A 24,878-nucleotide genomic window follows, 5' to 3' on the forward strand; every position below is an offset into this window, starting at 1 on the left:
GTTTCCCCCGGAGTTTCCCCCGGACAGGACTACGCCTCGGGGCCGCTGTCCCGCGTCAGATGCGCGAACGCCTCCAGGTTGCGGGTGGACTCCCCGCGCGAGACCCGCCAGGCGTACTCCTTGCGGATGGCGGAGGCGAATCCCAGCTCCAGGAGGGTGTTGAAGCTGCCGTCGGCGTTCTCCAGGACCGTGCCGAGGATGCGGTCGAGCTCGTCGGGGGTGACCGCGGCGAGCGGGAGTTTGCCGACGAGGTAGACGTCGCCGAGCTGGTCGATCGCGTAACTGACGCCGTAGAGGCGGGTGTTGCGCTCCAGCAGCCAGCGGTGCACGGCCTCGTGGTTCTCGTCGGGGCGGCGGACCACGAAGGCGTTGATGGAGAGGGAGTGCTTGCCGACGATGAGCGAGCAGGTCGTGGAGAGCTTGCGGGTGCCGGGGAGTTTGACGACATAGCTGCCGTCGGAGGGGGATTCCCAGTCGAGGCCGGCCTCGTCCAGAGCCGTCTCGATCACCTGTCGCGGGTCGTCAGCCATGGGCCGATCGTAGGTGACGGCGCCGTTCCTGCATGGCTGCGGTGTAGACCTCGGCGGTCGCGGCGGCGGCGGTGTCCCAGCCGAAGGACTGGGCGTGGCGGGCGGCGTCGGCGCCCATACGGCTGGGCAGGGCGGGGTCGTCGAGGAAGCGGCGCAGGGCGCGGGCGTAGTCGGCCGGGTCGTGGCCGGCGACGAGGAAGCCGCTGACGCCGTCGCGTACGGCCACCGGCAGACCGCCGACCGCGGCCGCGACGACGGGGGTGCCGCAGGCTTGGGCCTCTATGGCGACCAGCCCGAAGGACTCGCTGTACGAGGGCATGACCAGCACGGAAGCGGCGCGGTACCAGTCGGCGAGCTGCTCCTGGCCGACCGGCGGGCGGAACTGCACCAGATCGGCGATGCCGAGCCGGGCGGCCAGCTTCTGCAGCCCCTCGGGCTTGGCCAGCCCGGTGCCGCTGGGCCCGCCGACGACCGGGACGATCAGGCGGGAGCGCAGCGAGGGGTCCTCGGCCAGCAGGGTGGCGGCCGCGCGCAGCAGGATGTCGGGGGCCTTGAGCGGCTGTATGCGGCCGGCGAAGAGCGGAATGACCGCGTCCTGCGGCAGGCCCAGGCGGGCGCGGGCGGCGGCCCGGCTCTCGGCCACATCACCACCGGTGGGCCGGAACCGGTCGAGGTTGACGCCGGGGTGGACGACGGCGACCTTGCCGGGCGCGGCCTCGTAGTGCCGTACGAGCTCGTCGGCCTCCTCGGCGGTGTTGGCTATCAGGCGGTCCGCGGCCCGGACGATCTGGGTCTCGCCGATGACCCGGGCGGCCGGTTCGGGGGTGTCGCCGGCGGCCAGTGCCGCGTTCTTGACCTTCGCCATGGTGTGCATGGCGTGCACCAGCGGGACGCCCCAGCGTTCGGCGGCCAGCCAGCCGACGTGGCCGGAGAGCCAGTAGTGGGAGTGGACCAGGTCGTAGTGGCCGGGGCGGTGGCCGGCCCAGGCCTGCATCACGCCGTGGGTGAAGGCGCACAGCTGGGCGGGCAGGTCCTCCTTGGCCAGGCCTTCGTACGGGCCGGCGTCCACATGCCGTACGAGGACGCCGGGGGCGAGCTCGACGGCGGGCGGGAGGGTGCCCGTCGTGGCGCGGGTGAAGATCTCCACCTCGATGTTGAGCGAGGCGAGCTTCCTGGCGAGCTCGACGATGTAGACGTTCATGCCGCCGGCGTCGCCGGTGCCCGGCTGGTGCAGCGGGGAGGTGTGCACGCTGAGCATCGCCACCCGGCGCGGGCGCCGCGGGCCGCCGGGCAGGCGCAGCCGTGCCTGGGCCGCGAACGGGCCGTGGGGTCGGCTGCGGAGCCGGGACACGTATTGGCTCACGTCGAGCTACCTCCTAGCCGGGGCGGGCGGCACGCCTCCGAACCCCTGCAACAACAAGCCCCGGCCATCCATTTCCGTCCGGCGCACCGAGTGCGTACTTTGCCAAAGCGTGACCAAGGCCCGAGGCTCGGGTACGGAGCCCGGCCGGCGAGCCCATACTCTCGAAGCCATGGCCCGCCGCTCCGCCCCCTCCCCCGCCCCGCCGTCCCGGCCCGTCGGCAACGCCACCCGCGGGACCACCAACCCCAACCGGCTGCGCCGTATGGACCGCTGGATAGCCGCCGAACACGGCGCCGTGCTGCGCCGCGCCGCCGACCCCGTCGCGGTCGACCTCGGCTACGGCGCCGCGCCCTGGACCGCGGTGGAGCTGCTGGGCCGGCTGCGTACGGTCCGGCCGGACGCCCGGGTCGTCGGCATCGAGATCGATCCGGCGCGGGTCGAGGCGGCCCGCCCGTACGAGAAGCCGGGCCTGGACTTCCTGCACGGCGGCTTCGAGGTGCCGCTGCCGGGCGCGCGGGGGCGGGCGCCGGTCCTGATCCGGGCGGCGAATGTGCTGCGGCAGTACGACGAGGACGAGGTGGCCGTGGTCTGGCGGCGGCTGTGCGCCCGGCTGGCGCCCGGCGGGCTGCTGGTGGAGGGCACCTGTGACGAGATCGGGCGGCGGCACGTATGGGTTGCCCTCGGCCCCGAGGGCCCCCGTACGGTCACCTTCGCAACCCGGCTCGGCTCCCTCCAAACCCCCTCCGACCTGGCAGAACGCCTTCCGAAGGCGCTGATCCACCGCAATGTGCCGGGCGAGCCGGTGCACGCCTTCCTACGGGACTTCGACCGCGCCTGGGCCGCGGCCGCCCCGCTCGGGGCGCTGGGCGCACGCCAGCGGTGGCGCGCCGCCGTCGCGGCCCTGGCGACGGACTGGCCGCTGACCGGCGATCCACGGCGGCGGCGCCAGGGCGAGGTCACGGTGCGCTGGGAGGCGCTGGCTCCGCGGGGGTAGGCGCCGGTGCGCTGAGAGGCGCCGGTTCCGCGGGCGTAGGCGCCGGTGCGCTGAGAAAGCACTTGCTCCTCCGCGGGGGCAGGCGCCCGTGCGCTGGGAACGTCCTAGGCAGCACCCGCCGGCGCGACCCGGGCCCGTGCCGTGCTCACCTCGGGCCGGGCGGCCGTGGCCGGCCGGGCCGCAAGCTCCCGCAGCCGCCGCTCGGTGTCCGAGCCCCGCGGGGCCGTGTACGTCACCAGGGCCTGGTCCTCGTCGGTGGGCAGCCGGAAGCTCTCGAAGGTGATGACGAGCTCGCCGACGTCCGGATGCCGCAGGCGCTTGGTGCCGCGCAGACACTCGTGCACCGACTGGGCCTCCCAGAGCCGCCGGAAGTCCGCGCTGTGGGTCAGCAGTTCGTTGACCACCTCGCAGATCCGCGGATCGTCGGGGTGCCGGCCGCTGTCGGCACGGAGGTTGCCCACCACGTCGACGGCGTTCGCCTCCCAGTCCGGGTGCAGGGCGCGCGCCGCCGGGTCGAGGAACATCAGCAGGGCGCCGTTGCGCCGGTCCGGGTCGAGTGCGTCCAGGTCGAAGCCGACCCGGGCGCCGAGCGTGTTCCAGGCCAGGACGTCCAGACCGCGGCCGACGATCATGGCCGGGACGGTGCTCTCCATGGCGTCCAGCAGCTGCCGGATCTCGGACCGTACGGTCTGCCGCGGGACCCCACCGTCCGCACCGTCCGCACCCCGCGCACCGTCCGCACCGCCGCCCGCCGCGCTCCGCCTCCGCGGCCCGGCGACATTGCGCAGATACGTCACCTCGCCGCCGGACAGCCGCAGCGCCCGCGCGATGGCGTCGAGCACGGAGTCGGAGATCGCGTGCGCCCGGCCCTGCTCGATCCGGGTGTAGTAGTCGACGCTGATCCCGGCGAGCTGGGCGACCTCCTCACGCCGCAGCCCGCGCACCCGTCGGCGTCCGGCCCCGCCGAGCAGGCCCAGGTCGGCCGGGTCGAGCGCGGCGCGGCGCGCCTTGAGGAACGAGCTGATCTCGGTTTCCGCGTGCAGCATGCGTCCAGTATGCGGCGGGCGGGCCGCCGCCTGGGGGGTTCTGCCGGACCCAGGCTGCAACGGGCCTGGTCCGCCCTCCGCCGCGGCGCCAAGGTGGTGCAGGCACCCACTCGGGCACGTATCACCAACGAACAGACGGCAGGAGCAGTTCATGCAGCGCAGGATCCTCGGCGGCACCGGCATCTCGGTCAGCGAGTACGCGCTGGGCACGATGATGCTCGGCGCCTGGGGCAACACCGACCACGACGACTGCGTACGGATCGTGCACCGCGCGCTGGACGCCGGTATCAACTTCGTCGACACCGCCGACGTCTACGCCGCAGGCGAGTCCGAGGAGATCGTCGGCAAGGCCCTCAAGGGCCGCCGCGACGACGTCGTACTGGCCTCCAAGTTCTTCAACCCCATGGGCCCGGACGCCAACCACGGTGGCAATTCCCGGCGTTGGATCGTCCGCGCGGTGGAGGACAGCCTGCGCCGCCTCGGCACCGACCACCTCGACCTCTACCAGGTGCACCGCCCCGACCCGGCCACCGACATCGACGAGACGCTCTCCGCGCTCTCCGACCTCGTACGGTCCGGCAAGGTGCGGGCGATCGGCACCTCCACGTTCCCCGCCGAGCAGATCGTCGAGGCGCAGTGGACCGCCGAGCGCCGCGGCCACGTCCGCTTCCGCACCGAGCAGCCCCCCTACTCGATGCTGGCCCGCGGTATTGAAGGCTCGGTGCTGCCGACCGCGCAGAAGTACGGGATGGGCGTGCTGACCTGGGGCCCGCTGAGCGCCGGCTGGCTCTCCGGCCGCGACCTCTCGGTCAGCTCACGGGCCGGTATGGAAACCCAGAAGTTCGACCTCACCGTCCCGGAGAACGCCCGCAAGGCGGAGGCGGTCACCGCCCTCGCCGAGGTCGCCGCCGAAGCGGGCCTGACCCTCCCCCACCTGGCGACCGCCTTCGTCCGCTCCCACCCGGCGGTGACGTCCGTCATCATCGGCCCGCGGACCATGACCCAGCTCGACAGCCTCCTGGAGGCCTCCGACACCACCCTCGACACCGCCACCCTCGACCGCATCGACGCCATCGTCCCCCCGGGCACCGACCTCAACCGCGCCGACAGCTACTACCTGCCGCCGGCCTTGACGGACGTTTCACTGCGGCGGCGGTGACGACGGGGACGGCGGGCCTGTCGAGGCCTGACCAGGAGGGCGCGGCACAGTCAGCGGGCGGCGCCCTCCTGCCGAGCAATCAGACCGCGCAGAGACGCCAGCGCGGACTCGCGCGGCTCAGCACGGGCAAACCGGCGCACCAAACGCTCACGTGGAGAGAAGGCTTTACGAGGCGAAGAGCCAGGCACCGGCGAAGGCCACAGCCACGACACCCAGGCCCGCCGCAAGCAGCATTCCGTGCCGTTCCTTGCGCCATCCCACCACGGCGAGGACCGAACAAAGGAGAAGGACAAGGTTGATCACGATGAGCATTGCCTTGGAATCGCCTCTGCTGATGCCGACGACATCCGAGGCAGTGACCAGCAGCGTGATCCCGCATATTCCCACGGCGATGCGAGGGGGATAGTGGTCCGGCACAAAGGACATGGCCCGCCCTTTCCTTCAATCTGCTCGGAACAGGCGGAGAAGTTCGGCGCCGCTCGTGGTCCGATACGCCCCGTGAGTACCGTAGCGCAGGCATAACTTGGCTCAGTACTAGGCCAGATGCAGCGCCGCCAGCAAAGCGTCCACCAAGGGCCGGTCGCGTTCGTGGGTGAGGCGGGAGCGGGCGGCGGCGGGGGGAAGCCAGACGAGGCGGTCGACCTCGGTGCTGGGGGTGAAGGCGCCGGCCAGGGCCTCGGCGGCCCAGTAACGGACCTGCTTGGGGCGGCCGTTGGCGAGGTAGGAGGAGGTCGGGAGGGGGGCGCCGGGGCGGCAGTCCATGCCGGTCTCCTCGGCCACCTCGCGCACCGCGCCCGCCAGGGCGTCCTCACCGCGCTTCAGTTTGCCCTTCGGGTGGGACCAGTCGTCGTACTTGGGGCGATGGATGAGCGCGATCTCCAGGCCATCCTTGCGCCGCCGTTGACAGGCAGACGCGCGCCGGGCGCCGCCTCCGACGAACGAGGGCCGCCCGGCGGGCCCGGACAAGGTTCAGCGGGCGGCGCCCTCCGGCCACAGCACCCGCACCGGAACGCCGTTCCGCTCGGCGTACGCCACCACATCCGCCGTACCGCCATACCCCCGCGCCGGGTTCCCGTCCCACACCGCCAGCAGCTCGTCCACCAAGCCCACCAGGATTTCGGAACCGGCCATGTGCGCCTCGGAATCCGACGTCGTCAACCCGGTGTCGTGCACCTCCGCCGCGCAGCGCACCAACTCGTCATAGACGGGATGATGCGATGCAGGCAGGCCCTCTCGGTACTCGGCCGCCGGGACGACAGCCTCAAGCCGACCGCCGTGAGCGAGCACCGCCTCGGCAAACCAGGCGTCGGGCCCGTCCGCGAGGCACGAGACGCCCACCAGATCACCACCCGGCGAGCAGTCCCGTACGGCGTCGTCCAGAAGCCGCCGCACCTGCCGCTCCACGTCAGCGCCCAGCCCACGGTGCCCAGTGATCCCCACTCGCATCGGATGCCCTCTCACATATAGACGCCGTGCAGGCGCTCATCAAAGTCGCGCACTACCTTGGGCGGCGTGGCGGTGGTGAGGAACCGGCGCACAGTCCGCGCGCGCTCCACGATCCGGCCGGAACGGTACGTCAGACCGGTATCCAGCGCACGACCGGCAAGCGCAAAGGCCGCCTCGATACGACCGCCTGCCAGATGCCCCGCGGCGATGTCGAGCACGAGCAGCGCCTTCTGCTTGGCGTGGCCGGTGGCCAGGGCATCGACGCCACCCCCGGGAACCCAATCCGGGAGACCGAGCCGCGCCCCACAAGCAACCCGGCAAGCGGCGACCTTCTCCGGAGTAAAGGTGAATACCCACGGCCAGGGTGGCGTCTCCTCCGGCAGCGCTTCCGCAGCCGCGCGGCTTGCCGTCAGTGCTTTGTCGGCCACCCGCCGGTTACCTGCCGCTGCATGCGCAAGAGCCTCCACCGACCACAGCCACGCATCAGCCACGGCAGGACGCTGCTCGCCCAGCGCCCTCCGGGCCCGGCGGGTGAGGTTGAGAGCTTCGATGGCGTTCCCGGCGTGGGCCTCGAATTGGGCGAGGCTGCCGGTCTGGTAGGCGAGCAGAAGCGGGCTACCAGCTGACCGTGCGGCTTTGACCGACGAGCCGTACCAAGTGCGTGCCGACCCGTTGTCGCCCATGTCCCATGCCAGCCACCCGGCAAGGCTCGCAGCCTCACTGCCGACGGCAGCAAGGCGGGACCGCTCGGTGTCGGTGGATGCCGAGCGCGTGATGGTCTGGATCAGCCGCACGTGGGAGTGCACGGACTCGGCCAGGTCTCGGGATGGGGTGGAGCCGTCCAGTCTCCGGTACGCCGTGGTGCTCAGGCGCAGAGCTGCGGCTTGCCCAAGGGGGCCGTCCGCCGGCTCGGGCAACGCAGCCAATAGCGGGGCCGCCGCCGCAGCCGCAGCCCCGCCGAGAAATGTCCGTCGTTCCACGTTGTCACCGTTCACCTGCACCTGCGTGCGGCTGTCCGCGAGCCCCACCAGTGCCGGTGGGATCCCGAGATGTGCGGACGCCGCTGCCAGAATGTCCGTGCTGTAAGCGCTCGTGCCGCGTTTCTCCAGACGGGAGACGGCGGACTGAGAGAGCCCGCACGCCTGGCCCAGCTGAATCTGGGTCATGCGCTGGTCCCGCCGGCGGGTCAGCTCGATGACTCGCCCGTAGTCCCCGGCCCGGGACGCATCCCGGACCGCCACCGACTGCCAGTTCACTGCACACCCCCACGCTAAAAGTCCCCGCGGCACTGGACGCGCGTCCGTACCCGCCCAGTGCATATCCGGATGCGGGTGCCGCATACGCAATGGTCCCACGACCGTGTCCGCTCGTTAACTGTCAGTCACCACCCGCCAACTCGGGCCATGGTGAACCGAGTTCGGTGCTGCACATCGCGGGCGCGTCCGCGTACTCCCCTCTGGATACGCCCGCCTCAGACCGAGACGAAACGAGGCGAGGACTTGACGAAGCGAACACCCACCTCCCGGCACCTCGGACTGGGTCACTGGGACCATCCGCTGCTCGGCCGCCGGGTCGTCGACCACGGCCATGGCAACCGGATCGGCGTCCTGCGGGCCATTGCCCCGGATTCGAAGGACAACCCGTTCAACTTGGTGGTGATGGTGCCCGATACGCCGCCGGTCGCCTGGCTGTCGCCTCCCGGCGGAGGCCGGGAGTGGACGACCGCACTGGATGCGATCGAGGAGGCGGCGCGATGAGCGACGGCCGAGGCCCGCGAGTCGGCGACGAGGTTGAGTACGGCCACGGCCGCCTGGCGATCGTGACCGATATCCGGAACGACGTTCCGTACTTGCGTGTTGACGGGCGCGAGGAGTGGCCCGCAGCGGACCCCGAAAACCTTCGGGTGTGGCGGTCCCGAGAGCAGCGGATCGCGGATGGCGATTTCCGGTGAGGGGGCCGTACGCCCAGTTCTCGCCACAGCGGTGCTGCTCTGGGCGGCGCGGATGGGGGGGTGGGCGGTGGGGGTATTGGGCGGCCGCCGATACCCAGCCCTAAGGCCGCGCCGATTTGAGGCGAGCAAGGCTCCGGGCCCGTGCCGACAGGCGCCGGACGGCGGGGAGTTGGCGGTAGGGGCGTAGGCCCTTTCTCAGAGTGGCGAAGTGCTCGTCACCGCGGGCGCTGGAGATGCCGGTGTAGTCGTCCAGGAAGCGGTCCCACTCGGAGCACGCCTCCTCCACGTGCCGCATCTCCGTCAGGCGCGTGGCGAGCAGCCCGGTGGCATGGACGCGGCCCTGCCGCTCACCCTCGGGCCGGTGGTGGTTCGACCGGCGCAGCGCCTCGACCGAACCCTCACGGTCGCCCAGCTCCCACAGCACATGGGACACATGGAACTCGTAGGCTGCGCGGTCGTAGCCGCCCAGGTGGTCGTTCCGGCCATCCGCCCGGCTCAGCGCGTCCTCGGTCTCCCGGAGCCGGGCAAACGCCTGTCGGCGGTCCTTCACCATCGCCGCCCCGTGGGCCTGCTGTCCGCGAAGGAACGCCACCAGGCGCGGCCCGGACGCCGGGGCGGCTTCGGCAGCGGAGTCGGCCAGTTCCAGGGCCCGCTTGCCGTAGCCGAGGTTGGACGCCTGCAAGGCCATGCCGCGCAAGGTGCGGCAGTAGGTGACGTGGTCTCCGGCCTCGCCTGCGAGCTTGAGGGCCTGGACGTAGTACTTCTGCCCCAGGCCGTGCTCGCGCTCGTACATCGCCATCCACCCCGTCAGATACACGAGGTCGGACGCCGCGCTCCGCATCGCCTTCTGTGCCGCTTCGGTGCCTGCCGCCCGCAGGTAGGGGCCGACGGTGTTGACGAGGAATGCCGCGGCCATCGGCCGGGCGTGGCCGCCGCCAAGGTCATCGAGGATGTCCGCGACCTTCTCCGTCATCCTCCGGACCGTGGCGACTTCGCCCCCACCGATCCGGACCGTCGGCGCGGCCGCGGCCGTCCCGCCCCTCGGGGTCACCTCGTCGAAGCCGGGCACCACCAGCGCCGCCGAGTACAGCCCGGTGCCCAGTACCGCGCGCCGCGAGGGATCCATGTCGCTCCTACCCAAATCCACCACTCCCGCGGCCACATCAGGCGATTCGACCTGCCCGGCGGCCTGGCCGAGCTCGCCGAGACCGGCCTCCGTGGACGTTACGGGCCGCCCCAGCAGCCGGGAGAGTGCTTCGGTCACCGCCGGTCGCGCATGCGGTTTCGGCATGGACCCCTTGAGCCAGTGGGACACCGAGCTTTTGTCGTAGTGCAGAGGGACTGAGAGCTCAGCGCCGACACGGTTCACCGCCCGCGCGAGCTGCGCATTTCCGATTCCCCCTTCTCGCATCAGGCCCGCGAGGGCGAGGTTCGGCGTTGTTGATCGCGGTGCCATCTCGTGGACCCCCAGGCGTTCAACCAGTTCAACGGTCTTTCCACTGTGCTCTCTTACCCACGACGCCGCAGGAGAGTTGAGTGATTACCGGCCGTCGGGAGTCCGCTTCCGGCGGCTGGTTGACAACTCTGACGCGTCTCTCTGAGAGGGAGCGGCAGGACACCGACTCTCGATAGCGAGCTGCACGATGACCACGCGAACTCCCCCCTACCGGGACCTCGGACTGGGTCACCGGGATCACCCGCTGATCGGCCGCCGGGTCGTCGACCACGGCCATAACGGGCGCATCGGCGTCCTGCGGGCCATTGCGCCCGATACAAAGGACAACGCCTTCAGCCTGGTCGTCGTGGTGCCGGACACACCGCCCGTCGCCTGGCTGTCGCCCCCAGGCGGCGGCCGGGAATGGACGACCGCCCTGGACGCGATCGAGGAGTTGGCGCGGTGAGCAGCAAACGGCGACCGCAGGTCGGCGACGAGGTGGAGTACGCCCCAGGCCGCCTGGCGATCGTGACGGACATCCGGAAGGGCGTCCCGTACCTGCGGGTGGGCGGGCGCAAGGAGTGGCCGGCAGCGGACCCCGAAAATCTTCGTGTCTCGCGGCCCCGGGCCCAGCGGATCGCGGAGGGTGATGTGCGGTGACCGGGCATGCCCAGCCGGCGGGCTGTCGCGGCTGGGCGGTGTCTTCCCCCTAGATGATCAATTCCAAGGGATGCCTGCGGAGGGTGTGGGGTGGGCGGCGGCCGAAGCCACCGCGAGACGGTCAGGCGGCGGGCTGCCGGCCCTGGTTGTCGAGGTGGCAGCGGTGGTCAGGCGTCAGGGTCGACTTCGGGGTGCGTGAACCGCACGGGCTTGCCCAGCGACCGGGCGTAGGCGATTTCGGCTCGGGTGCTGTCTCCGATGTAGTCGCCGACTACGAGCACCTCATCAGCGAGCCGGATCTTCGCCCGGTGCAGAACGTCGAGTCGAACCTTCAGCGCCTCGGCCTCGACAGGATCGGACCAAAGTTCGTGCGGCGACTTCATGTCACAGCCCGGTTTGACGACAATCTTTCCGGCTTTGGTCTCCCGCAGATCGGCCTCGTTCATCTCGGTCATGAAGCGGGTGGAGCCGCAGATCACGACGATACGCGGGAGGCTCAACAGCTTCTTCGCGTCGGCGAGCTTCTCCTCGGGGGTGAGCAGTTGCGGGTATGCCACTGGTTCCTCCTGGTGGTGTGGTCCAAGGGGTGCCTGCGGAGACGAGAACGAGGGTCTCCAAGATCGTTTTGTGACGAACGACGTGGACACCCTCGCGACAGCACTCTATGCGACGACCGACGACATGCTGAAGGAGCATCCCGACCTGGCGCCGTGGCGCCCGCCGGTCGGCATTACGCCCCGCCTGAGCGATGCCGAACTGGTCACCCGCGCCACGATGCAGGCCATACTCGGCTACACCTCCGAGGCCAAATGGCTCCGCCATGCCCGTGCCCACCTGCGCCACCTCTTCCCCTACCTGCCCCAGCAGCCCGGCTACAACAAGCGGCTGCGCAAGGCCGCCGGTCTGATGCGAAGCGTCAACTGGATCCTGGCCACCACAACCTCGGTGTGGAGCGACGACGTATGGGTCGTGGACACTCCACCCCGGTGGAATGCGGCCGCTCCCGCGAGACCGTCAAACGCTCCGACCTGGCAGGTTGGGCCGAATACGGCTACTGCGCCAGCCACAGCCGCTTCTTCTGGGGCCTGCGCCTGCACCTGGTCTGCACCCTTCAGGGCCTGCCCATCGCCTTCGCCCTGACCAGGGCCAAGTCCGACGAACGCGAGACCCTCCTTGACCTCCTGGCGGCCGAATGCGAGCTTCTGCGAGAGCGCCCCCGACAGACTCTCATCGGCGACAAGAACTACTTCGGCCGTGGTTTCGAACGCGAACTGTTCGAGCATGGAGTCCAGTTGCTGCGGCCTGCCCGTAAAGGTGAACGGGAACGGCCTGGCGCAGCCCTGTTCAAGCCGCTGCGACAGGTCATCGAATCGATCAACGAGACCTTCAAGGGACAGTTTGACCTCGAACGGCACCGAGGGCGCACACCCGGAGGTGCCATAGCCCGCGTCATGCAACGCATCCTCGCGCTGACCGCCGCGATCTGGCACAACGACGCCACCGGACAAACCGTCCTACGCTCACTGATCGCCTACGATCACTGACTCCTTGGAATAGATCATCTAGGCCAGGTGCAGCGCCGCCAACAGTGCGTCCACCAAGGGCCGGTCGCGTTCGTGGGTGAGGCGGGCGCGGGCGGCGGCGGGGGTGAGCCAGACGAGGCGGTCGACCTCGGTGCTGGGGGTGAAGGCGCCGGACAATGCCTCGGCGGCCCAGTAACGGACCTGCTTGGGGCGGCCGTTGGCGAGGTAGCTGGAGGTCGGGAGCGGGGCGCCGGGGCGGCAGTCCATGCCGGTCTCCTCGGCCACCTCGCGCACCGCGCCCGCCAGTGCGTCCTCGCCGCGCTTCAGTTTGCCCTTCGGGTGGGACCAGTCGTCGTACTTGGGGCGGTGGATCAGCGCGATCTCCAGGCCGTCCTCGGACGCGGCGCGGCGCCACAGCACACAGCCCGCTGCCCGTACCGGCTTCCGAGGCGTCGTCACACCCTCATCTCCTTTGCCCCCTGTCCCCTGCTGTCACGGTCATTGTCCGTCGCCCCTCAGGAGAGCCACACCCGGCCGAAGGCGAAGCGGGCCGCTTCCACCTGGTGGCGCTGGTCGGCGTGCAGCACGCCGAGGGCATAGGCGGTGGCCGGGGCGATTCTGGGGGTGCGGGCCGCGGCGGCGGCTGCGGCGGCGGCCTCGGCGGCGTCGCGGTGGGACTCCAGGGCCCGGGCGGCCTCGTCCAGCCGGGGATCGGCGTACTCCGGGGCGATCAGTTCCTGGGCGTAGCGGCTCAGCCGTACCAGGAGGCGGACCTGGTGCCAGGGCGCGTCCTGGCGGTGGTCGGCGGTCAGCGCCTCGGCGTTGTACGGGTGCCCCGCGCGGGACAGCGGCAGGGCGGCGACCGCCTCCGCGAGCTGCCGGTGGGCCTGCTCGGCGAGCGGCGGCAGCGCCTCGGCGGCCGGCAGCTCGGCGGTGGTACGGGCCAGTGGCGCCTCGGAGGCGAGTACCGCGACGGAGTCGGCGACCGCGTGGAAGCGGGAGGAGCCCAGGGCCTGCAACGCGGCGGAGTGGGCGCGCGTACGGGCGAGGGTGAGCTGGCGGTCCAGCAGCGCCCCGGCCCGGGCGGCTCCGGCGGCCAGCGCGCCGTCGGGGTCCGGTTCGGGGGACGCCGAAGCGGAAGCCGAAGCGGAAGTGGAAGTGGCGACAGAGGTGGTGGTGTTGGGGGTGCGGTCCTGGGTTTTGGTGCGTTCTGCTCTGGCTCCGCGGGGGCTCCGCTCGGCACGCTCGGGCCGTTCCCCCCGGCCCGTCAGCCGCTGGAGCGCCGCCATCAGCCGGTCGCGGCGGGCCGCGCAGGCCTGTTCGCGGGCCAGGGTGCCGGACAACCAGCCGAGTTCGGCGAGGAGCTGGTCGGCCCAGGCCTCCTCGGTCAACGGGTGGAAGGTGTGCAGGGTGGCGCTGATCCGGCGGGCGGCGCGGCGCAGCTGGCGGGCGGCCTCGCCGGCGCCCTCCGCGTCCGAGCCGCTTTCGCGGTGCAGCCGCAGACTGCGCAGGAATTCCGAGGACTGGTGGTGCAGATAGCCCGCCAGTACCTCCTCGGCGGTGCGGTCGGTGAGGGCGGTGCCGAGGGGGGAGTCGGGGCCGGGGTGGGTGGCGGTGACTCTCTCGCCTGTCCCCGTTGCCGTTCCCGTTCCCGTCCCCGTCCCCGTGCCCGTCCCCGTGCCGTGGGGCAGGGCGGGGCCGCGAGCCGCGGGGTCGGCGCCGTACGGGCCGTCCACCACCGCGGAACGGGCTCCGGGCGAACCGCCCGGCTCGTATCCGATACCGAGGAGACCGGCCGGCCCCCCGGTCGGCTGGTCATGTCGCTGGGCCACGCCGGCGCCTCCGGGCGTCAATGAGCATTTCCTGTACGTTGCGCAGCGGCGCGCCGTCCGCGTCCACGGCGCGCCGGGTCCAGTCGCCGTCCGGGCCGAGGTGCCAGGAGGACGTGGAGTCCGAAGTCCCGGTCTCCAGCAGCCGGTTGAGGGAGGCGCGGTGTGCCGGGTCGGCCACCCGCACCAGCGCCTCGATCCGCCGGTCCAAGTTGCGGTGCATCATGTCGGCGCTGCCCAGCCACACCTCGGACTCGCCGCCGTTGCCGAACGCGAAGATCCGGGAGTGCTCCAGGAAGCGGCCGAGGATGCTGCGGACGCGGATGTTCTCGCTCAGGCCGGGGACGCCGGGGCGCAGCGCGCAGATGCCGCGCACCCAGACGTCGACCGGTACGCCGGCCTGGGAGGCACGGTAGAGCGCGTCGATGACGGCCTCGTCGACCATCGAGTTGACCTTGATGCGGACGTAGGCGGGGCGGCCGGCGCGCTGGTGCGCGATCTCCTTGGTGATGCGCTGGATCAGGCCGTCGCGCAGGGACTTGGGGGCGACGAGGAGACGGCGGTAGGTCTCGCGGCGGGAGTAGCCGGAGAGCCGGTTGAAGAGATCGGAGAGGTCGGCGCCCACCTGTGGGTCGGCGGTCAGCAGGCCGAGGTCCTCGTAGAGCCGGGCCGTCTTGGGGTGGTAATTGCCGGTGCCCACATGGGAGTAGCGGCGCAGCATGTCGCCCTCCTGGCGGACCACCAGCGAGAGCTTGCAGTGCGTCTTGAGTCCGACCAGGCCGTACACGACGTGGCAGCCGGCCTCCTCCAGCTTCCGCGCCCACTTGATGTTGGCCTGCTCGTCGAAGCGGGCCTTGATCTCCACGAGGACGAGGACCTGCTTGCCGGATTCGGCGGCGTCTATCAGGGCGTCGACGATCGGGGAGTCGCCGGAGGTGCGGTAGAGCGTCTGCTTGATCGCCAGGACGTCGGGGTCGCCGGCGGCCTGCTCCAGGAACGCCTGGACGGACGTGGAGAAGGAGTCGTAGGGGTGGTGGAGGAGGACGTCGCGGGCGCGCAGCGCGGCGAAGATGTCGGGGGCGGAGGCGGACTCCACCTCGGCGAGGTCGCGGTGGGTGCCGGCGACGAACTTGGGGAACTTCAGCTCGGGCCGGTCCAGTGCGCCGATCCCGAAGAGGCCGGTGAGGTCCAGCGGGCCGGGCAGCGGGTAGACCTCGGCCTCGGAGATCTTCAGTTCCTGGACCAGAAGGTCGAGGACGGCGGGGTCGATGGACTCCTCGACCTCCAGGCGCACCGGGGGGCCGAAGCGGCGCCGCATCAGCTCCTTCTCCAGGGCCTGGAGGAGGTTCTCGGCGTCGTCCTCCTCGACCTCGAGGTCTTCGTTGCGGGTGACCCGGAACATGTGGTGCGCGCGCACCTCCATGCCAGGGAACAGCTCCTCCAGGTGGGCGGCGATGACGTCCTCGATGGGGACGTAACGCTGCGGGGAGGCCTCCAGGAAGCGGGAGAGCAGCGGCGGCACCTTGACCCGCGCGAAGTGGTCATGACCGCTGACCGGGTTGCGTACGACGACGGCCAGGTTCAGCGAGAGGCCGGAGATGTACGGGAAGGGGTGCGCGGGGTCCACCGCCAGTGGGGTCAGCACCGGGAAGATCTGCTGGCGGAAGAGGGTGAACAGGCGGGCCTGTTCCTTCTCGGTGAGCTCGGGCCAGCGGATCAGATGGATGCCCTGGTCGGCGAGCTCGGGGGCGATGTCCTGCTGGTAGCAGGCGGCGTGCCGGGCCATGAGCTCACGTGAGCGGGTCCAGATCAGATCCAGCACCTCACGGGGCTGGAGCCGGGACGCGGAGCGGGTGGCCACGCCGGTGGCTATCCGCCGCTTGAGTCCGGCGACCCGGACCATGAAGAACTCGTCCAGGTTGCTGGCGAAGATCGCAAGGAAGTTCGCCCGTTCGAGCAGGGGGGTGGCCGGGTCCTCGGCCAGTTCCAGCACCCGCTCGTTGAACGCCAGCCAGCTGCGTTCGCGGTCCAGGAAGCGGTCGCCGGGCAGCTCTTCGCCGTCCGCTCCGACCACGCCCTGGTCCTCGTACGCATCCGGATCGGCGTCCAGGTCGGGCTCCAGGCCAGGCACCGTCCCACGGACCGCGTGGGGGCGGTGCGCGGCGATGGAGCCCACGGAAGGCTGAACGGCGGGGGCCGGGGCCTGCGGGGGCTTCGGGGTCGGCATCTCGGGCTGGACCTGTGCCTGAGCGCTGGGCTGCTGGTTCATGGCCTTATTCTTCCGCGTCCCGGGGGTTCCAGGCGCGTCAGGAGGTGCTGGCGCGAGATGAAGCCTCGGGGTGGGGACGTTCGGCACAGCGGGCTGCATTCAGCGATGCTCGCAACCGACATTGAATCGCCGGTAACGCGGATATGGCGGACAGGCAATCGGGGTGCTACGGCGAGGGGCCGCCGGACGGCCGGGGCCCGGGGCCCGGTCCTTGGTGCGCCTGCTGGTGCCTCCCCCGCGCCTGCCCCGGCCACACCCGCCGTTACCCAGGAGATATAAGCCTGGGCCCGGACCTCAGCCGTGCCGGCGCCGCATCACCCGGAAGGCGACGACGGTCAGCGTCACCGCCACCGCCAGCACGATTCCGGCCTCGGCCCAGGCCAGCGGCCAGTGGTGCGAGACCGGGTGCTGATCGACGTACTGACCGGTCACCACGTGCTCACGCACACAGGTGGCGTAGTCGTGCTCGCTGAGGCAGTCCAGGTCCTCTGCGGTCAGCCGGGCGCCGGAGCCGGTGGTGTAGCCCTGCCCCTGGCCCCAGCTGCTGTCCGGCAGCTCGATCGACTCACGGAGCCCGAGCTCGGTGCTCACCACCGGCATCAGATGTGGCCTGAGCAGCGAGAACGCATACTGCGCCGGACCCATCACGGCGAGTGTGACGACCATCGACGCCACCGTACGGCGCACCAGCAGACCGGTCAGTGCCCCGGTCGTCAGGCCCAGCAGGGCGTAGGCGACCGGCACCGGGCCCAGCGAGTTGAAGCCGAGGGTGGAGTACCAGTAGGAGCCGGAGACCTCGTCGCCGCCGACCTGCCAGAGCCAGGCGAAGACGGCGGAGAGCCCCGAGGTGGCGGCGAGCACGAGCACGGCGGGCAGCGCGAGCTTCGCCGCGAACCAGCGCAGCGGGCCGACGGACTGGGTCAGTACGAGCTGGTGGGTGCCGGCCTCCAGCTCGCGGGCGATCAGCGGTGCGCCGAGGAACACGCCGATCAGGGCGGGCAGCACCAGCAGGCCCAGCTCGACCATCCGGAGCGAGGGGCCGTAGGCGAGACGGAAGGCGGTGACCGCTTCCTGGGTGCCCTCGCAGTGAGGCACCAGGGAGATCATGGAGCAGCCCGCGATGTGGTGGTCCTCGATGTACCCGGCCATCCGGCCGCGCAGCACCGTGCACCAGACCGCCCCGGCGGCCGCCCCGGTGAGCAGCAGACCGAGCACCATCCGGTGCTGGCGCCAGACCAGCCAGAGCACCCCGCGCAGGGGTGCGCGGCCGGTCTCCGGCCGGCCGCTGTCGTGGCCGGCGGCGGGTGCGTGCCCGTCCGCCCCGAGGTGTGCCGTGGTGCTCATGCCGCCGCTCCCTTGTCGCTGTGGTGGTGGTACGGGGTGGGGGACGCGCCGCCCCGCACACCCCACTGGCCGGGTACGCCGTTGCGCGGCATACCGGGGATGCCGGGCCGGTGACCGGGCCCGGCGCCGGGCCTGCGGTGCGCCCGCGGGACGAGCGGCCCGGCGCCCGGCGCGAGCGGCCCCGGCACGTCGGGCGCCCGCAGATAGGCGAGCAGCAGCTCCTCCAGGGACGGCTCGGACACCTCCCAGGGCCCGGCGGCCAGAGTGCCCTTGAGCCGGACGACCGCCATGAAGTGACGGGGGGTCAGCTGGGCCTCGATCACCGTGTGCGCGGCGATCTCGCGCGGCAGCCCCGCGCCCCGGCGCTCCCCCGTCACCAGGGCGTGCGCCCCGATGACGTCATCGGCGTCGCCCGCCAGCCGCAGCCGGCCGCCACCCAGCACCAGCAGATGGTCACAGACCCCGTCCAGCTCGGCCAGCAGCCGCGAGGACAGTACGACGGTGGTGGCGTGCTCGGCGGCCCGGGCCAGCAGCAGCGCCGTGATCCGGTGCCGGGCGAGCGGTTCGAGGTCCGCCAACGGCTCGTCGAGCAGCAGGAGTTGGGGGTTCTTGGCGAAGGCGAGGGCCAGGGCGAGGAAGGTGCGCTGCCCGGCGGAGAGGGCGCCGACCCGGGCGCCCAGGGGCAGTCGCCCCTCCCGCACGGTCTCCTCGGCGCACCGGACGCTCCAGCGTCCTGGGTTGAGCGCACGGCCCAGCCGCAGGGTCTCGGCGACCGTCCACCAGGGGTAGAGCGGCTTGCCCTGGGCGACATACGCGAACCGGGCGCGGCCGGACGGGCAGGACGGGCTCTCGCCGCAGACCCGTACGGTCCCCTCGGTGGGCCGGATCAGCCCCGAGGCCAGCGAGAGCAGCGTGCTGGTGCCCGCGCCGGCCGGGCCGGCCAGTGCGCAGATACGGCCGGCCGGCAGCCGGAAGGTGCAGTCACGCAGCACCCAGCGGCGGCGGTACCGCTTGCCGAGGCCGGTCGCCTCGACGGCGGCGTACCCCGCGGTCCGGCCGGCCGGCTCACCGGCGGCTGCCGGCCGTATCACCCTGCCTCGCAAGCCCGTTACCCCCACCGACTCATTCCACTAATTAAGTAGTGGAATGGTGGGGGAAGTGAGCTGCGCCTGTCAACTGTCCTGCCTACGCTGGCTCCGTGCCCACACCTTCCACACACGTTGCGCCGACGCCGTACACCCCCGACTACCCGATACGCACCGCGCGGCTGGATCTGCGCCCGGTCACCGACGACGACTTCGCCGCGATATACGCCTACCAACGGCTTCCCGAGGTCTGCCGCTACCTCTACTGGGGCCCCCTCGACGAGGAAGGCTCCCGGACCTCCGTCGCCGCCAAGTCCGCCCGTACGACGCTGCGCGCGTCCGGCGACGTGCTCCAGCTCGCCGTGGTCGTCCGCGAGACCGGCACGCTGGTCGGCGACGTCACATTCGTCTGGACCAGCCGCGAGCACCGCCAGGGCGGCATCGGCTATGTCTTCAACCCGGCCCACGCCGGGCAGGGCTACGCCACCGAGGCGAGCCGCGCCCTGCTCAAGCTGGGCTTCGAGGAGCTTCACCTGCACCGCATCCAGGCCGAGTTGGACGGCCGCAACACCGCCTCGGCCCAGCTCCTCGAACGGCTGGGGATGCGCCGCGAGGGACATCTGAAGGAGAACGAGTTCCTCGACGGGGAGTGGACCGACGAGGTCGTCTACGCGATGCTGGCGCGCGAATGGCGCGCGCAGCAGGGGCAGCGCGAGCAGGAACCGCGAGAGCAGGGCCGGTAGCGGCCGTCATACGGCGAGCGGGGCGGACCGCCGGTGGTCCGCCCCGCTCGCCGTAGCTGCGCCACGGCGCTCAGGTCTCCGAGCGGTACATCAGATCCGTCTCGTGCGTGACGAACCCCAGCCGCTCGTACACGGTCACCGCCGCCACATTGTCCGCATCGACGTACAGCATCGCGGTCGGCAGCCCCTGCCCCGCCAGATGCCGCAGCCCGATCGAGGTCAGCGCCTTGCCCAGGCCGCCGCCCTGGGCGCCCGGCCGCACCCCGAGCACATAGACCTCGCCCAGGCCCTCCTCGGCATGCACCTTCGTCCAGTGGAACCCGACCAGCCGGCCGCCCCGCTCCGCCAGGAAGAAGCCCTTCGGGTCGAACCACGCCTCGCCCTTGCGGTCGTCCAGGTCGCGCTGGGTCAGCGAGCCCTGCTCCGGGTGGTGCGCGAACGCCTCCGCGTTCACCTCCAGCCAGGCCGCGTCATCGGTGCCCGGCTGGAAGGTCCGTACGGTGACCCCCTCGGGGAGCACCGGTTCGGGCAGCTCCAGATCCGCCAGCGAGCGCCGCATCTGCCGCAGTTCCCGGAACATCGTCAGCCCCAGGGTCTGGGCAAGGTGCCGGGCGGACGGGTGCCCGCCGTGGGCCCAGACCCGCACCCGGCGCCCTGACTGCTCCATCAGCTCGCTGCCCAGTGCCCGGCCGTGCCCGCGGCCGCGGAAGCCGGGGTGCACCACCAGTTCGGCGGCCGGCGCCTCGACCGGGTCGGTGTCCTCCAGCTGCCCGTACCCGACCAGCTCCTCGACGTCGTCCGCGCTCGCGTACACCAGCACATGGCGTACGCCCTCCCGGCGGCCTCCGCGCAGCTGGAGCCGTCCCTGCTCGGACACGGCGGGCTGCCCGTCGGTGCGTGCCGCCCGCTCGATCAGCGCGAGGACGGCCGCGGCCGCTTCCGGCGCGAGCTCGTCCACCACCTGGACCCTGCGGCCGGTCCGGCCCTTCTCCTGTGCAGCGTCAGTCATGTCTGAAGCGTACGACTCCCCCGGGGCCCGGCAGGGCCGCCACCCGCACTCCCGCCGCTCCCCGGCAACCAGGCCGTAACCCGTGCCCCCCTGTTGCGCTACGCGCGTCGACAATATGCTGCGGTCCGCTCAGATCATCCGGGAGGGGAACACATGCCAGCGACACCGCAACGGCGCCGTACGGTAAGCAGATTGACGATCGGGGCCGCCGTACTGGCCGCCGCCGTGGGGGCCGCCACCGCGGGCAGCGCCCTGCCGGCCGGCGCCGACAGCGGCCACGCGGACCGCAGCGGGGGCACCGTCGACGTACAGCTGCTCTCCTTCAACGACTTCCACGGCAACCTCGAACCGCCGCAGGGCTCCTCCGGCACGGTCGAGGAGCGGCAGCCCGACGGCACGAAGAAGGCCGTACCGGCCGGTGGCGTCGAGTACCTGGCGCAGTCCCTGCGCACCGCCCGCAAGGGCCACCCCTACTCGGTCACCGCCGCGGCCGGTGACCTGGTCGGCGCAAGCCCGCTGCTGTCCGGTCTGTTCCACGACGAACCGACCATCGAGGCCATGAACAAGCTCGGCCTGGACGTCACCTCCGTCGGCAACCATGAATTCGACGAGGGCCGCGCCGAGTTGACCCGTCTCCAGAAGGGCGGCTGCCACCCGAAGGACGGCTGCTACGAGGACGGCAGGAAGTTCCGGGGCGCCGGCTTCCCCTACCTCACCGCGAACGTCACCGACGACAAGACCGGCAAGCCGCTGCTGGCGCCGTACACCGTCTGGCGGCACAAGGGCGTCAAGATCGGCTTCATCGGGGTGACCCTGGAGGGCACCCCCGACATCGTCAACGCCGACGGCATCAAGGGCCTGAAGTTCCACGACGAGGTCGAGACGATCAACAAGTACGCCAAGGTGCTCAACAAGCAGGGCGTGAAGGCGATCGTCGCGCTCATCCACGAGGGCGGTCTGCCCGCCTCCACCTCGTACAACTACAACTGCGACAGCCCCGGCCCGGGCGACGGCATCTCCGGCCCGATCACCGAGATCGCCAAGCATGTGACGCCCCGGGTGGACGCCCTGGTCACCGGCCACACCCACCAGGCCTACGCCTGCACCGTCCCGGACCCGTCCGGCCGGCCCCGCACGGTCACCTCCGCGGCGTCCTACGGCAAGCTCTACACCGACACCACGCTGACGTACGACCGCCGCACCCACGACATCGTGCGCACCAGCATCAAGGCGCCCGGCGCGGTCAACCACGTCGTGGACCGCGGTCAGCCCAAGGCCGCGGACATGACCTCCCTGATCACCCACTGGAACAAGCTCGCCGCGCCGGTCGCGAACCGTCCCGTCGGCCATATCGCCGCGGACATCGAGGGCCGCGGCGCCGGGACGCCCGAGTCCCCGCTCGGCGATGTCATCGCCGACGCCCAGCTGGAAGCCACCAAGGCGGCCGACAAGGGCGGCGCCCAGCTCGCCCTGATGAACCCCGGCGGCATCCGCTCCGACCTCGCCTTCAAGGCGTCCGGCCCGGAGGGCGACGGGGTGGTCACCTACGGCGAGGCGTTCACCGTCCAGCCGTTCACCAACATGATGAACGTGGTCGACCTCACCGGCGCCCAGCTGCTGACCGCCCTTCAGCAGCAGGTCAGCGGGCCCAACGAGGCCTCCCCGAAGATCCTCCAGGTCTCCAGGGGCCTCACCTACACCCTCGACATGACCAAGTCGGGTGCCGACCGCGTGGTCAAGGACTCGGTCAAGCTGGACGGCGCCGCCCTCGACCCGGACAAGACCTACCGCGTGGCGATGAACGAGTTCCTGGCCGGCGGCGGCGACGGCTTCCCCGCCTTCAAGGGCGCCAAGAACAAGTACGTCGGCCCCTCCGACCTGGATGCCTTCACCGGCTATCTGACCGCCCACTCCTCGGCGGAGAAGCCCCTCACCCCGCCGAAGGCGGACCGCATCACGATCGTGAAGTAGTCCGCACCGCCCCGCGGTAGCGCACGGGGGCTTCCTCTCGTTGCTCCGGCCGGAGCGCCACACTCGGCCCCGGCAGCAGAGAGGAAGCCCCCGTCGTCATGCCGGTCAGGAGAAGTCGGCGGCGTGATCCCTGGCCCACTGGGCGAACGTCCGGGCCGGGTGGCCGGTGACCCGTTCGACGGCGTCGGAGACCGGGAACGGCGGGGCGTCGACCATCTTGCCGAACATCCGGACCAGTTCCAGCGCGGCCTCCTTGGGGAGGTGCGGCCCGGACATCGCCTCGGCGGCCGCCTCCTCGGTGATCTGCTCGACCCGGGTCTCGCGGCCGGTCGCGCGGCCGATCTCGGCGACCTGCTGGGCGACGGTCAGGGTCTCGGGGCCGGTGACGACATAGGCCTGGCCCTGGTGGGCGCCGGTGCGGTCCAGCAGGGCGACCGCCGCGACATCCGCGAGGTCGGCCTCGTGGACGGGGACGCCCTGGGCACCGGGGTGGGCATCGCGGACCACACCGGTCGCGCGGATCGACGCGGCCCAGGCCAGCGTGTTGGTGGCGTAGTTGGCGCCGCGGACGAAGGTCCACTCCAGTCCGGAGTCGCGCACCGCGCGCTCCAGGGCGGCATGCATCCGGGCGATGAGGTTCGACTCGTCGGCCGGCGTATCGGTCACCGCGACCGAGGAGTTGAGGACGATACGGCGGACACCGGCCCGTACGGCGGCGTCGATCAGCCCGGCCGCGGCCCGGTCGCCGCCCGCCGCGAGGTTGAGGAAGAGCGCCTCGGCGCCGGCCAACAGCGGCAAAAAGTCCTCGCCTCCGGCGAGGTCGGCGCGTACCACCTCGGCGCCGGCCGGCAGCGCGGCGCGCGCCGGATCACGCGTCAGCGCGCGTACCGCGGCGCCTTCGGCAAGGAGCCGGTCGACAAGACTGCGGCCGATGTTGCCGGTTGCTCCGGTTACCACGATCATGGGGCCACCTCACAAGAAAGACGATGACCGGCTGCCGGTCGTTGCAGCCGGTATGGCAAGAGAGGTGACGGTAGTTCAGTTCGCCCTCCGCTGGTGACAATTTTTTCACCAAGAGCGACCGGACAACCGTCATGTACCCGACATACCGGTGGTAGGAGTTGCGTTCAAGGGTCGTACTCATGGTGGGATGAGTGGATGCGAACCCCCATACGCATATCTTCACCGTCGCCCTCGGCCACCGGCCGCCCCGCCTCCCACACCCCTGCCCCGGGCACCGAGGACGACACCACCGGCGACACCAGAACGCTCTCCCCGGTCAATCCGTACGCGGATCTGGCGGCCCTCGCCGAACCCGAGCCGGAGTACGGCTCGTACGACGTCCCCGGGCCCACCCGGCGGCGCAGCTACCTCAACGAGCGTGACGACAGCGACGATCCGCTGGGCCTCGGACTGCGCGCCGATGACGAGGACGAGACCTGGAAGCGACCGAACCACCGCCGGGCCAAGCGCGGCGTCAGCCGCTTCGCGGCCGTCCCGATCACGCTGAAGCTGCTGGTGGCGGTCCTGGTCTGCACCGCTTTCCTCGCCCTCTTCGACCGTTACGCGGTGCTCTACGCGCAGGACAAGACCGCGGAGAAGCTGCGGGATTCGCTGCATCTCAACGCCACCCCGGAAGTCGACATCCAGGGCTTCCCGTTCCTCACCCAGGTCCTGAACAAGCGCGTCGACCAGGTGCACGTCTCCATCCCCGACGTGGCCGCCGACCGGATCTCACTGGCGAAGTTCGAGGCGACCGCGAACGACATCCGCCTCGACGGCGATCTGCCCAGCTCCATCAAGGGCGCCACGATCGGCGGGATGCACGGCACGGTCCTGCTCGCCTTCGACGACATGAACCGCGAACTGGGCGCCTCGCAGGTGAAGTTCAGCGAGCTGGGCCCGAACTCGGTCCGGGCGGTCGGACAACTTCCCATCGCCGGCCATGAATTGCGGGTCCAGGCCGAGGCGCGCATCCAGCGCGCCGGCGACCGCGGCATCTCCACCGAGATCAGCCGGATGCGCCTGGACATCGGCGATGTCGCCGTCTACCGCCCCGGCACCGGCAAGGAGGAGGGCCTGCGGCTGACCCGCAAGGCGGCCGCCCAGCTCAGCCGGGAGGCCGCCAAGGTCAAGGCGATGCTGAGCATCCCGGCGATCGCCGACCGGATCGGCATCCCCAAGCCGTACATCGAGCAGGCGCTGCACAGCGACAACACCCTGCACCAGCTGACCGGCTCACCGCGCTTCGTCCACCAGCTGATGAAGGTCAACCTCGTCGACGTGGTGATGGACCACCCGTGGCTGCTGGAGAAGGTCGGCATCGACCCGAAGATCCTCGGCACGCTGAGCGGGCTGACCAAGCCACAGCTCGCGGACCGGCTGTCGCTGTCCTTCCAGCTCCCCAAGACGCCCGGCGACATCCGGCTGCGCCATATCTCCGTCGAGCGGGACGGCATCCGCGCCGAGCTGGCGGGGTCGGAGCTGCCGGTCGGGGACGCGGCGAAGAAGAAGTAACGCC

At 71.3% G+C, this 24,878-nt stretch carries 25 protein-coding genes and 1 pseudogene; 10 read left to right on the forward strand and 16 right to left on the reverse strand.

The features are described from left to right. Window positions 1–29: 29 nt before the first annotated feature. Both ACZ55A_RS11665 and mshA read right to left on the reverse strand, forming a co-directional pair. Window positions 30–530, reverse strand: coding sequence for a type III secretion system chaperone family protein (locus ACZ55A_RS11665; RefSeq protein ID WP_468837665.1), 501 nt, complete (start codon window positions 528–530; stop codon window positions 30–32). After that, window positions 523–1,893, reverse strand: coding sequence for a D-inositol-3-phosphate glycosyltransferase (mshA, locus tag ACZ55A_RS11670; protein WP_468837667.1), 1,371 nt, complete (start codon window positions 1,891–1,893; stop codon window positions 523–525). Before mshA ends, ACZ55A_RS11665 begins: the two co-directional genes overlap by 8 nt. A gap of 169 nt (window positions 1,894–2,062) precedes the next feature. On the opposite strand from mshA, the gene ACZ55A_RS11675 reads away from it, so the two are divergent. Then, window positions 2,063–2,887 (forward strand): class I SAM-dependent methyltransferase, encoded by an 825-nt coding sequence (locus ACZ55A_RS11675; RefSeq protein ID WP_468837669.1) that lies wholly within the window; start codon window positions 2,063–2,065, stop codon window positions 2,885–2,887. A gap of 104 nt (window positions 2,888–2,991) precedes the next feature. On the opposite strand, the gene ACZ55A_RS11680 is transcribed toward ACZ55A_RS11675, so the two are convergent. Beyond that, window positions 2,992–3,933: a helix-turn-helix domain-containing protein gene (locus tag ACZ55A_RS11680; protein WP_468837672.1), complete on the reverse strand. Its 942-nt coding sequence runs from the start codon at window positions 3,931–3,933 to the stop codon at window positions 2,992–2,994. Window positions 3,934–4,084: 151 nt separating this feature from the next. On the opposite strand from ACZ55A_RS11680, the gene ACZ55A_RS11685 reads away from it, so the two are divergent. Next, window positions 4,085–5,092 (forward strand): aldo/keto reductase, encoded by a 1,008-nt coding sequence (locus tag ACZ55A_RS11685; protein ID WP_468837675.1) that lies wholly within the window; start codon window positions 4,085–4,087, stop codon window positions 5,090–5,092. A 165-nt stretch (window positions 5,093–5,257) separates the two neighbouring features. Here ACZ55A_RS11685 and ACZ55A_RS11690 read toward each other — a convergent pair whose 3' ends face one another. The 4 genes from ACZ55A_RS11690 to ACZ55A_RS11705 all read right to left on the reverse strand — a co-directional run bounded on the left by ACZ55A_RS11690 (window position 5,258) and on the right by ACZ55A_RS11705 (window position 7,794). After that, window positions 5,258–5,518, reverse strand: a complete 261-nt coding sequence (locus ACZ55A_RS11690) for a hypothetical protein (protein ID WP_468837677.1) — start codon at window positions 5,516–5,518, stop codon at window positions 5,258–5,260. 108 nt (window positions 5,519–5,626) lie between these two features. After that, the gene (locus tag ACZ55A_RS11695) at window positions 5,627–6,058 is read right to left on the reverse strand and encodes an NUDIX hydrolase (RefSeq protein WP_468837680.1); all 432 of its coding nucleotides are present in this window, start codon (window positions 6,056–6,058) and stop codon (window positions 5,627–5,629) included. Between the two features lie 3 nt (window positions 6,059–6,061). Then, entirely contained in the window at window positions 6,062–6,538 is a 477-nt protein-coding gene (locus ACZ55A_RS11700) for a hypothetical protein (protein WP_468837683.1), read from the reverse strand. 11 nt (window positions 6,539–6,549) lie between these two features. Next, window positions 6,550–7,794 carry a helix-turn-helix domain-containing protein gene (locus ACZ55A_RS11705; RefSeq protein ID WP_468837685.1) on the reverse strand — a complete coding sequence of 415 codons (1,245 nt, stop codon included), beginning with the start codon at window positions 7,792–7,794 and terminating at the stop codon, window positions 6,550–6,552. Between the two features lie 243 nt (window positions 7,795–8,037). Here ACZ55A_RS11705 and ACZ55A_RS11710 point away from each other — a divergent pair, with 243 nt between their 5' ends. Continuing rightward, window positions 8,038–8,295, forward strand: coding sequence for a hypothetical protein (locus ACZ55A_RS11710; protein WP_468837688.1), 258 nt, complete (start codon window positions 8,038–8,040; stop codon window positions 8,293–8,295). After that, window positions 8,292–8,489, forward strand: coding sequence for a hypothetical protein (locus tag ACZ55A_RS11715; protein WP_468837691.1), 198 nt, complete (start codon window positions 8,292–8,294; stop codon window positions 8,487–8,489). Before ACZ55A_RS11710 ends, ACZ55A_RS11715 begins: the two co-directional genes overlap by 4 nt. 100 nt (window positions 8,490–8,589) lie before the next feature. Here ACZ55A_RS11715 and ACZ55A_RS11720 read toward each other — a convergent pair whose 3' ends face one another. Further along, window positions 8,590–9,945 carry a hypothetical protein gene (locus ACZ55A_RS11720; protein WP_468837693.1) on the reverse strand — a complete coding sequence of 452 codons (1,356 nt, stop codon included), beginning with the start codon at window positions 9,943–9,945 and terminating at the stop codon, window positions 8,590–8,592. Between the two features lie 187 nt (window positions 9,946–10,132). Here ACZ55A_RS11720 and ACZ55A_RS11725 point away from each other — a divergent pair, with 187 nt between their 5' ends. Together ACZ55A_RS11725 and ACZ55A_RS11730 are read left to right on the forward strand one after the other, a co-directional pair. Next, window positions 10,133–10,390: a hypothetical protein gene (locus ACZ55A_RS11725; protein ID WP_468837696.1), complete on the forward strand. Its 258-nt coding sequence runs from the start codon at window positions 10,133–10,135 to the stop codon at window positions 10,388–10,390. Beyond that, window positions 10,387–10,584: a hypothetical protein gene (locus ACZ55A_RS11730; RefSeq protein ID WP_468837699.1), complete on the forward strand. Its 198-nt coding sequence runs from the start codon at window positions 10,387–10,389 to the stop codon at window positions 10,582–10,584. The genes ACZ55A_RS11725 and ACZ55A_RS11730 overlap by 4 nt, the downstream gene beginning before the upstream one ends. Window positions 10,585–10,751: 167 nt before the next feature. On the opposite strand, the gene ACZ55A_RS11735 is transcribed toward ACZ55A_RS11730, so the two are convergent. Beyond that, on the reverse strand, window positions 10,752–11,141 hold the full coding sequence (locus ACZ55A_RS11735; protein WP_468837702.1) for a hypothetical protein: 390 nt from the start codon (window positions 11,139–11,141) through the stop codon (window positions 10,752–10,754). Between the two features lie 70 nt (window positions 11,142–11,211). Between ACZ55A_RS11735 and ACZ55A_RS11740 the strand changes: the two are divergent. Further along, a pseudogene (locus ACZ55A_RS11740) lies at window positions 11,212–12,128 on the forward strand (IS982 family transposase). Window positions 12,129–12,146: 18 nt separating this feature from the next. On the opposite strand, the gene ACZ55A_RS11745 reads toward ACZ55A_RS11740, so the two are convergent. The 5 genes from ACZ55A_RS11745 to ACZ55A_RS11765 form a co-directional block, all read right to left on the reverse strand. Further along, window positions 12,147–12,566: an NUDIX hydrolase gene (locus tag ACZ55A_RS11745; RefSeq protein WP_468837705.1), complete on the reverse strand. Its 420-nt coding sequence runs from the start codon at window positions 12,564–12,566 to the stop codon at window positions 12,147–12,149. A 56-nt stretch (window positions 12,567–12,622) separates the two neighbouring features. Next, a complete protein-coding gene (locus tag ACZ55A_RS11750; RefSeq protein WP_468837708.1) occupies window positions 12,623–13,960 on the reverse strand; it encodes a CHAD domain-containing protein in 1,338 nt (445 codons plus the stop codon). Further along, window positions 13,923–16,205: an RNA degradosome polyphosphate kinase gene (locus tag ACZ55A_RS11755; protein ID WP_468837711.1), complete on the reverse strand. Its 2,283-nt coding sequence runs from the start codon at window positions 16,203–16,205 to the stop codon at window positions 13,923–13,925. Before ACZ55A_RS11755 ends, ACZ55A_RS11750 begins: the two co-directional genes overlap by 38 nt. Window positions 16,206–16,499: 294 nt before the next feature. Further along, complete coding sequence (locus tag ACZ55A_RS11760) at window positions 16,500–17,549, reverse strand: ABC transporter permease (RefSeq protein ID WP_468837714.1); 1,050 nt, start codon at window positions 17,547–17,549, stop codon at window positions 16,500–16,502. After that, window positions 17,546–18,652, reverse strand: a complete 1,107-nt coding sequence (locus ACZ55A_RS11765; RefSeq protein WP_468837716.1) for an ABC transporter ATP-binding protein — start codon at window positions 18,650–18,652, stop codon at window positions 17,546–17,548. The genes ACZ55A_RS11760 and ACZ55A_RS11765 overlap by 4 nt, the downstream gene beginning before the upstream one ends. A gap of 95 nt (window positions 18,653–18,747) precedes the next feature. Between ACZ55A_RS11765 and ACZ55A_RS11770 the strand changes: the two genes are divergently transcribed. Next, on the forward strand, window positions 18,748–19,377 hold the full coding sequence (locus ACZ55A_RS11770; RefSeq protein ID WP_468837719.1) for a GNAT family N-acetyltransferase: 630 nt from the start codon (window positions 18,748–18,750) through the stop codon (window positions 19,375–19,377). Window positions 19,378–19,447: 70 nt separating this feature from the next. On the opposite strand, the gene mshD is transcribed toward ACZ55A_RS11770, so the two are convergent. Next, window positions 19,448–20,386: a mycothiol synthase gene (gene mshD, locus ACZ55A_RS11775; protein WP_468837722.1), complete on the reverse strand. Its 939-nt coding sequence runs from the start codon at window positions 20,384–20,386 to the stop codon at window positions 19,448–19,450. Between the two features lie 153 nt (window positions 20,387–20,539). On the opposite strand from mshD, the gene ACZ55A_RS11780 reads away from it, so the two are divergent. Next, window positions 20,540–22,357, forward strand: a complete 1,818-nt coding sequence (locus ACZ55A_RS11780) for a bifunctional metallophosphatase/5'-nucleotidase (protein ID WP_468837724.1) — start codon at window positions 20,540–20,542, stop codon at window positions 22,355–22,357. Window positions 22,358–22,462: 105 nt separating this feature from the next. On the opposite strand, the gene ACZ55A_RS11785 is transcribed toward ACZ55A_RS11780, so the two are convergent. Further along, entirely contained in the window at window positions 22,463–23,320 is an 858-nt protein-coding gene (locus ACZ55A_RS11785) for an NAD(P)H-binding protein (protein WP_468837727.1), read from the reverse strand. A 195-nt stretch (window positions 23,321–23,515) separates the two neighbouring features. On the opposite strand from ACZ55A_RS11785, the gene ACZ55A_RS11790 reads away from it, so the two are divergent. Further along, window positions 23,516–24,874 carry an LmeA family phospholipid-binding protein gene (locus ACZ55A_RS11790; protein ID WP_468837730.1) on the forward strand — a complete coding sequence of 453 codons (1,359 nt, stop codon included), beginning with the start codon at window positions 23,516–23,518 and terminating at the stop codon, window positions 24,872–24,874. Window positions 24,875–24,878: the final 4 nt, after the last annotated feature.

This window comes from Streptomyces sp. NPDC034111 (genome assembly GCF_055575375.1).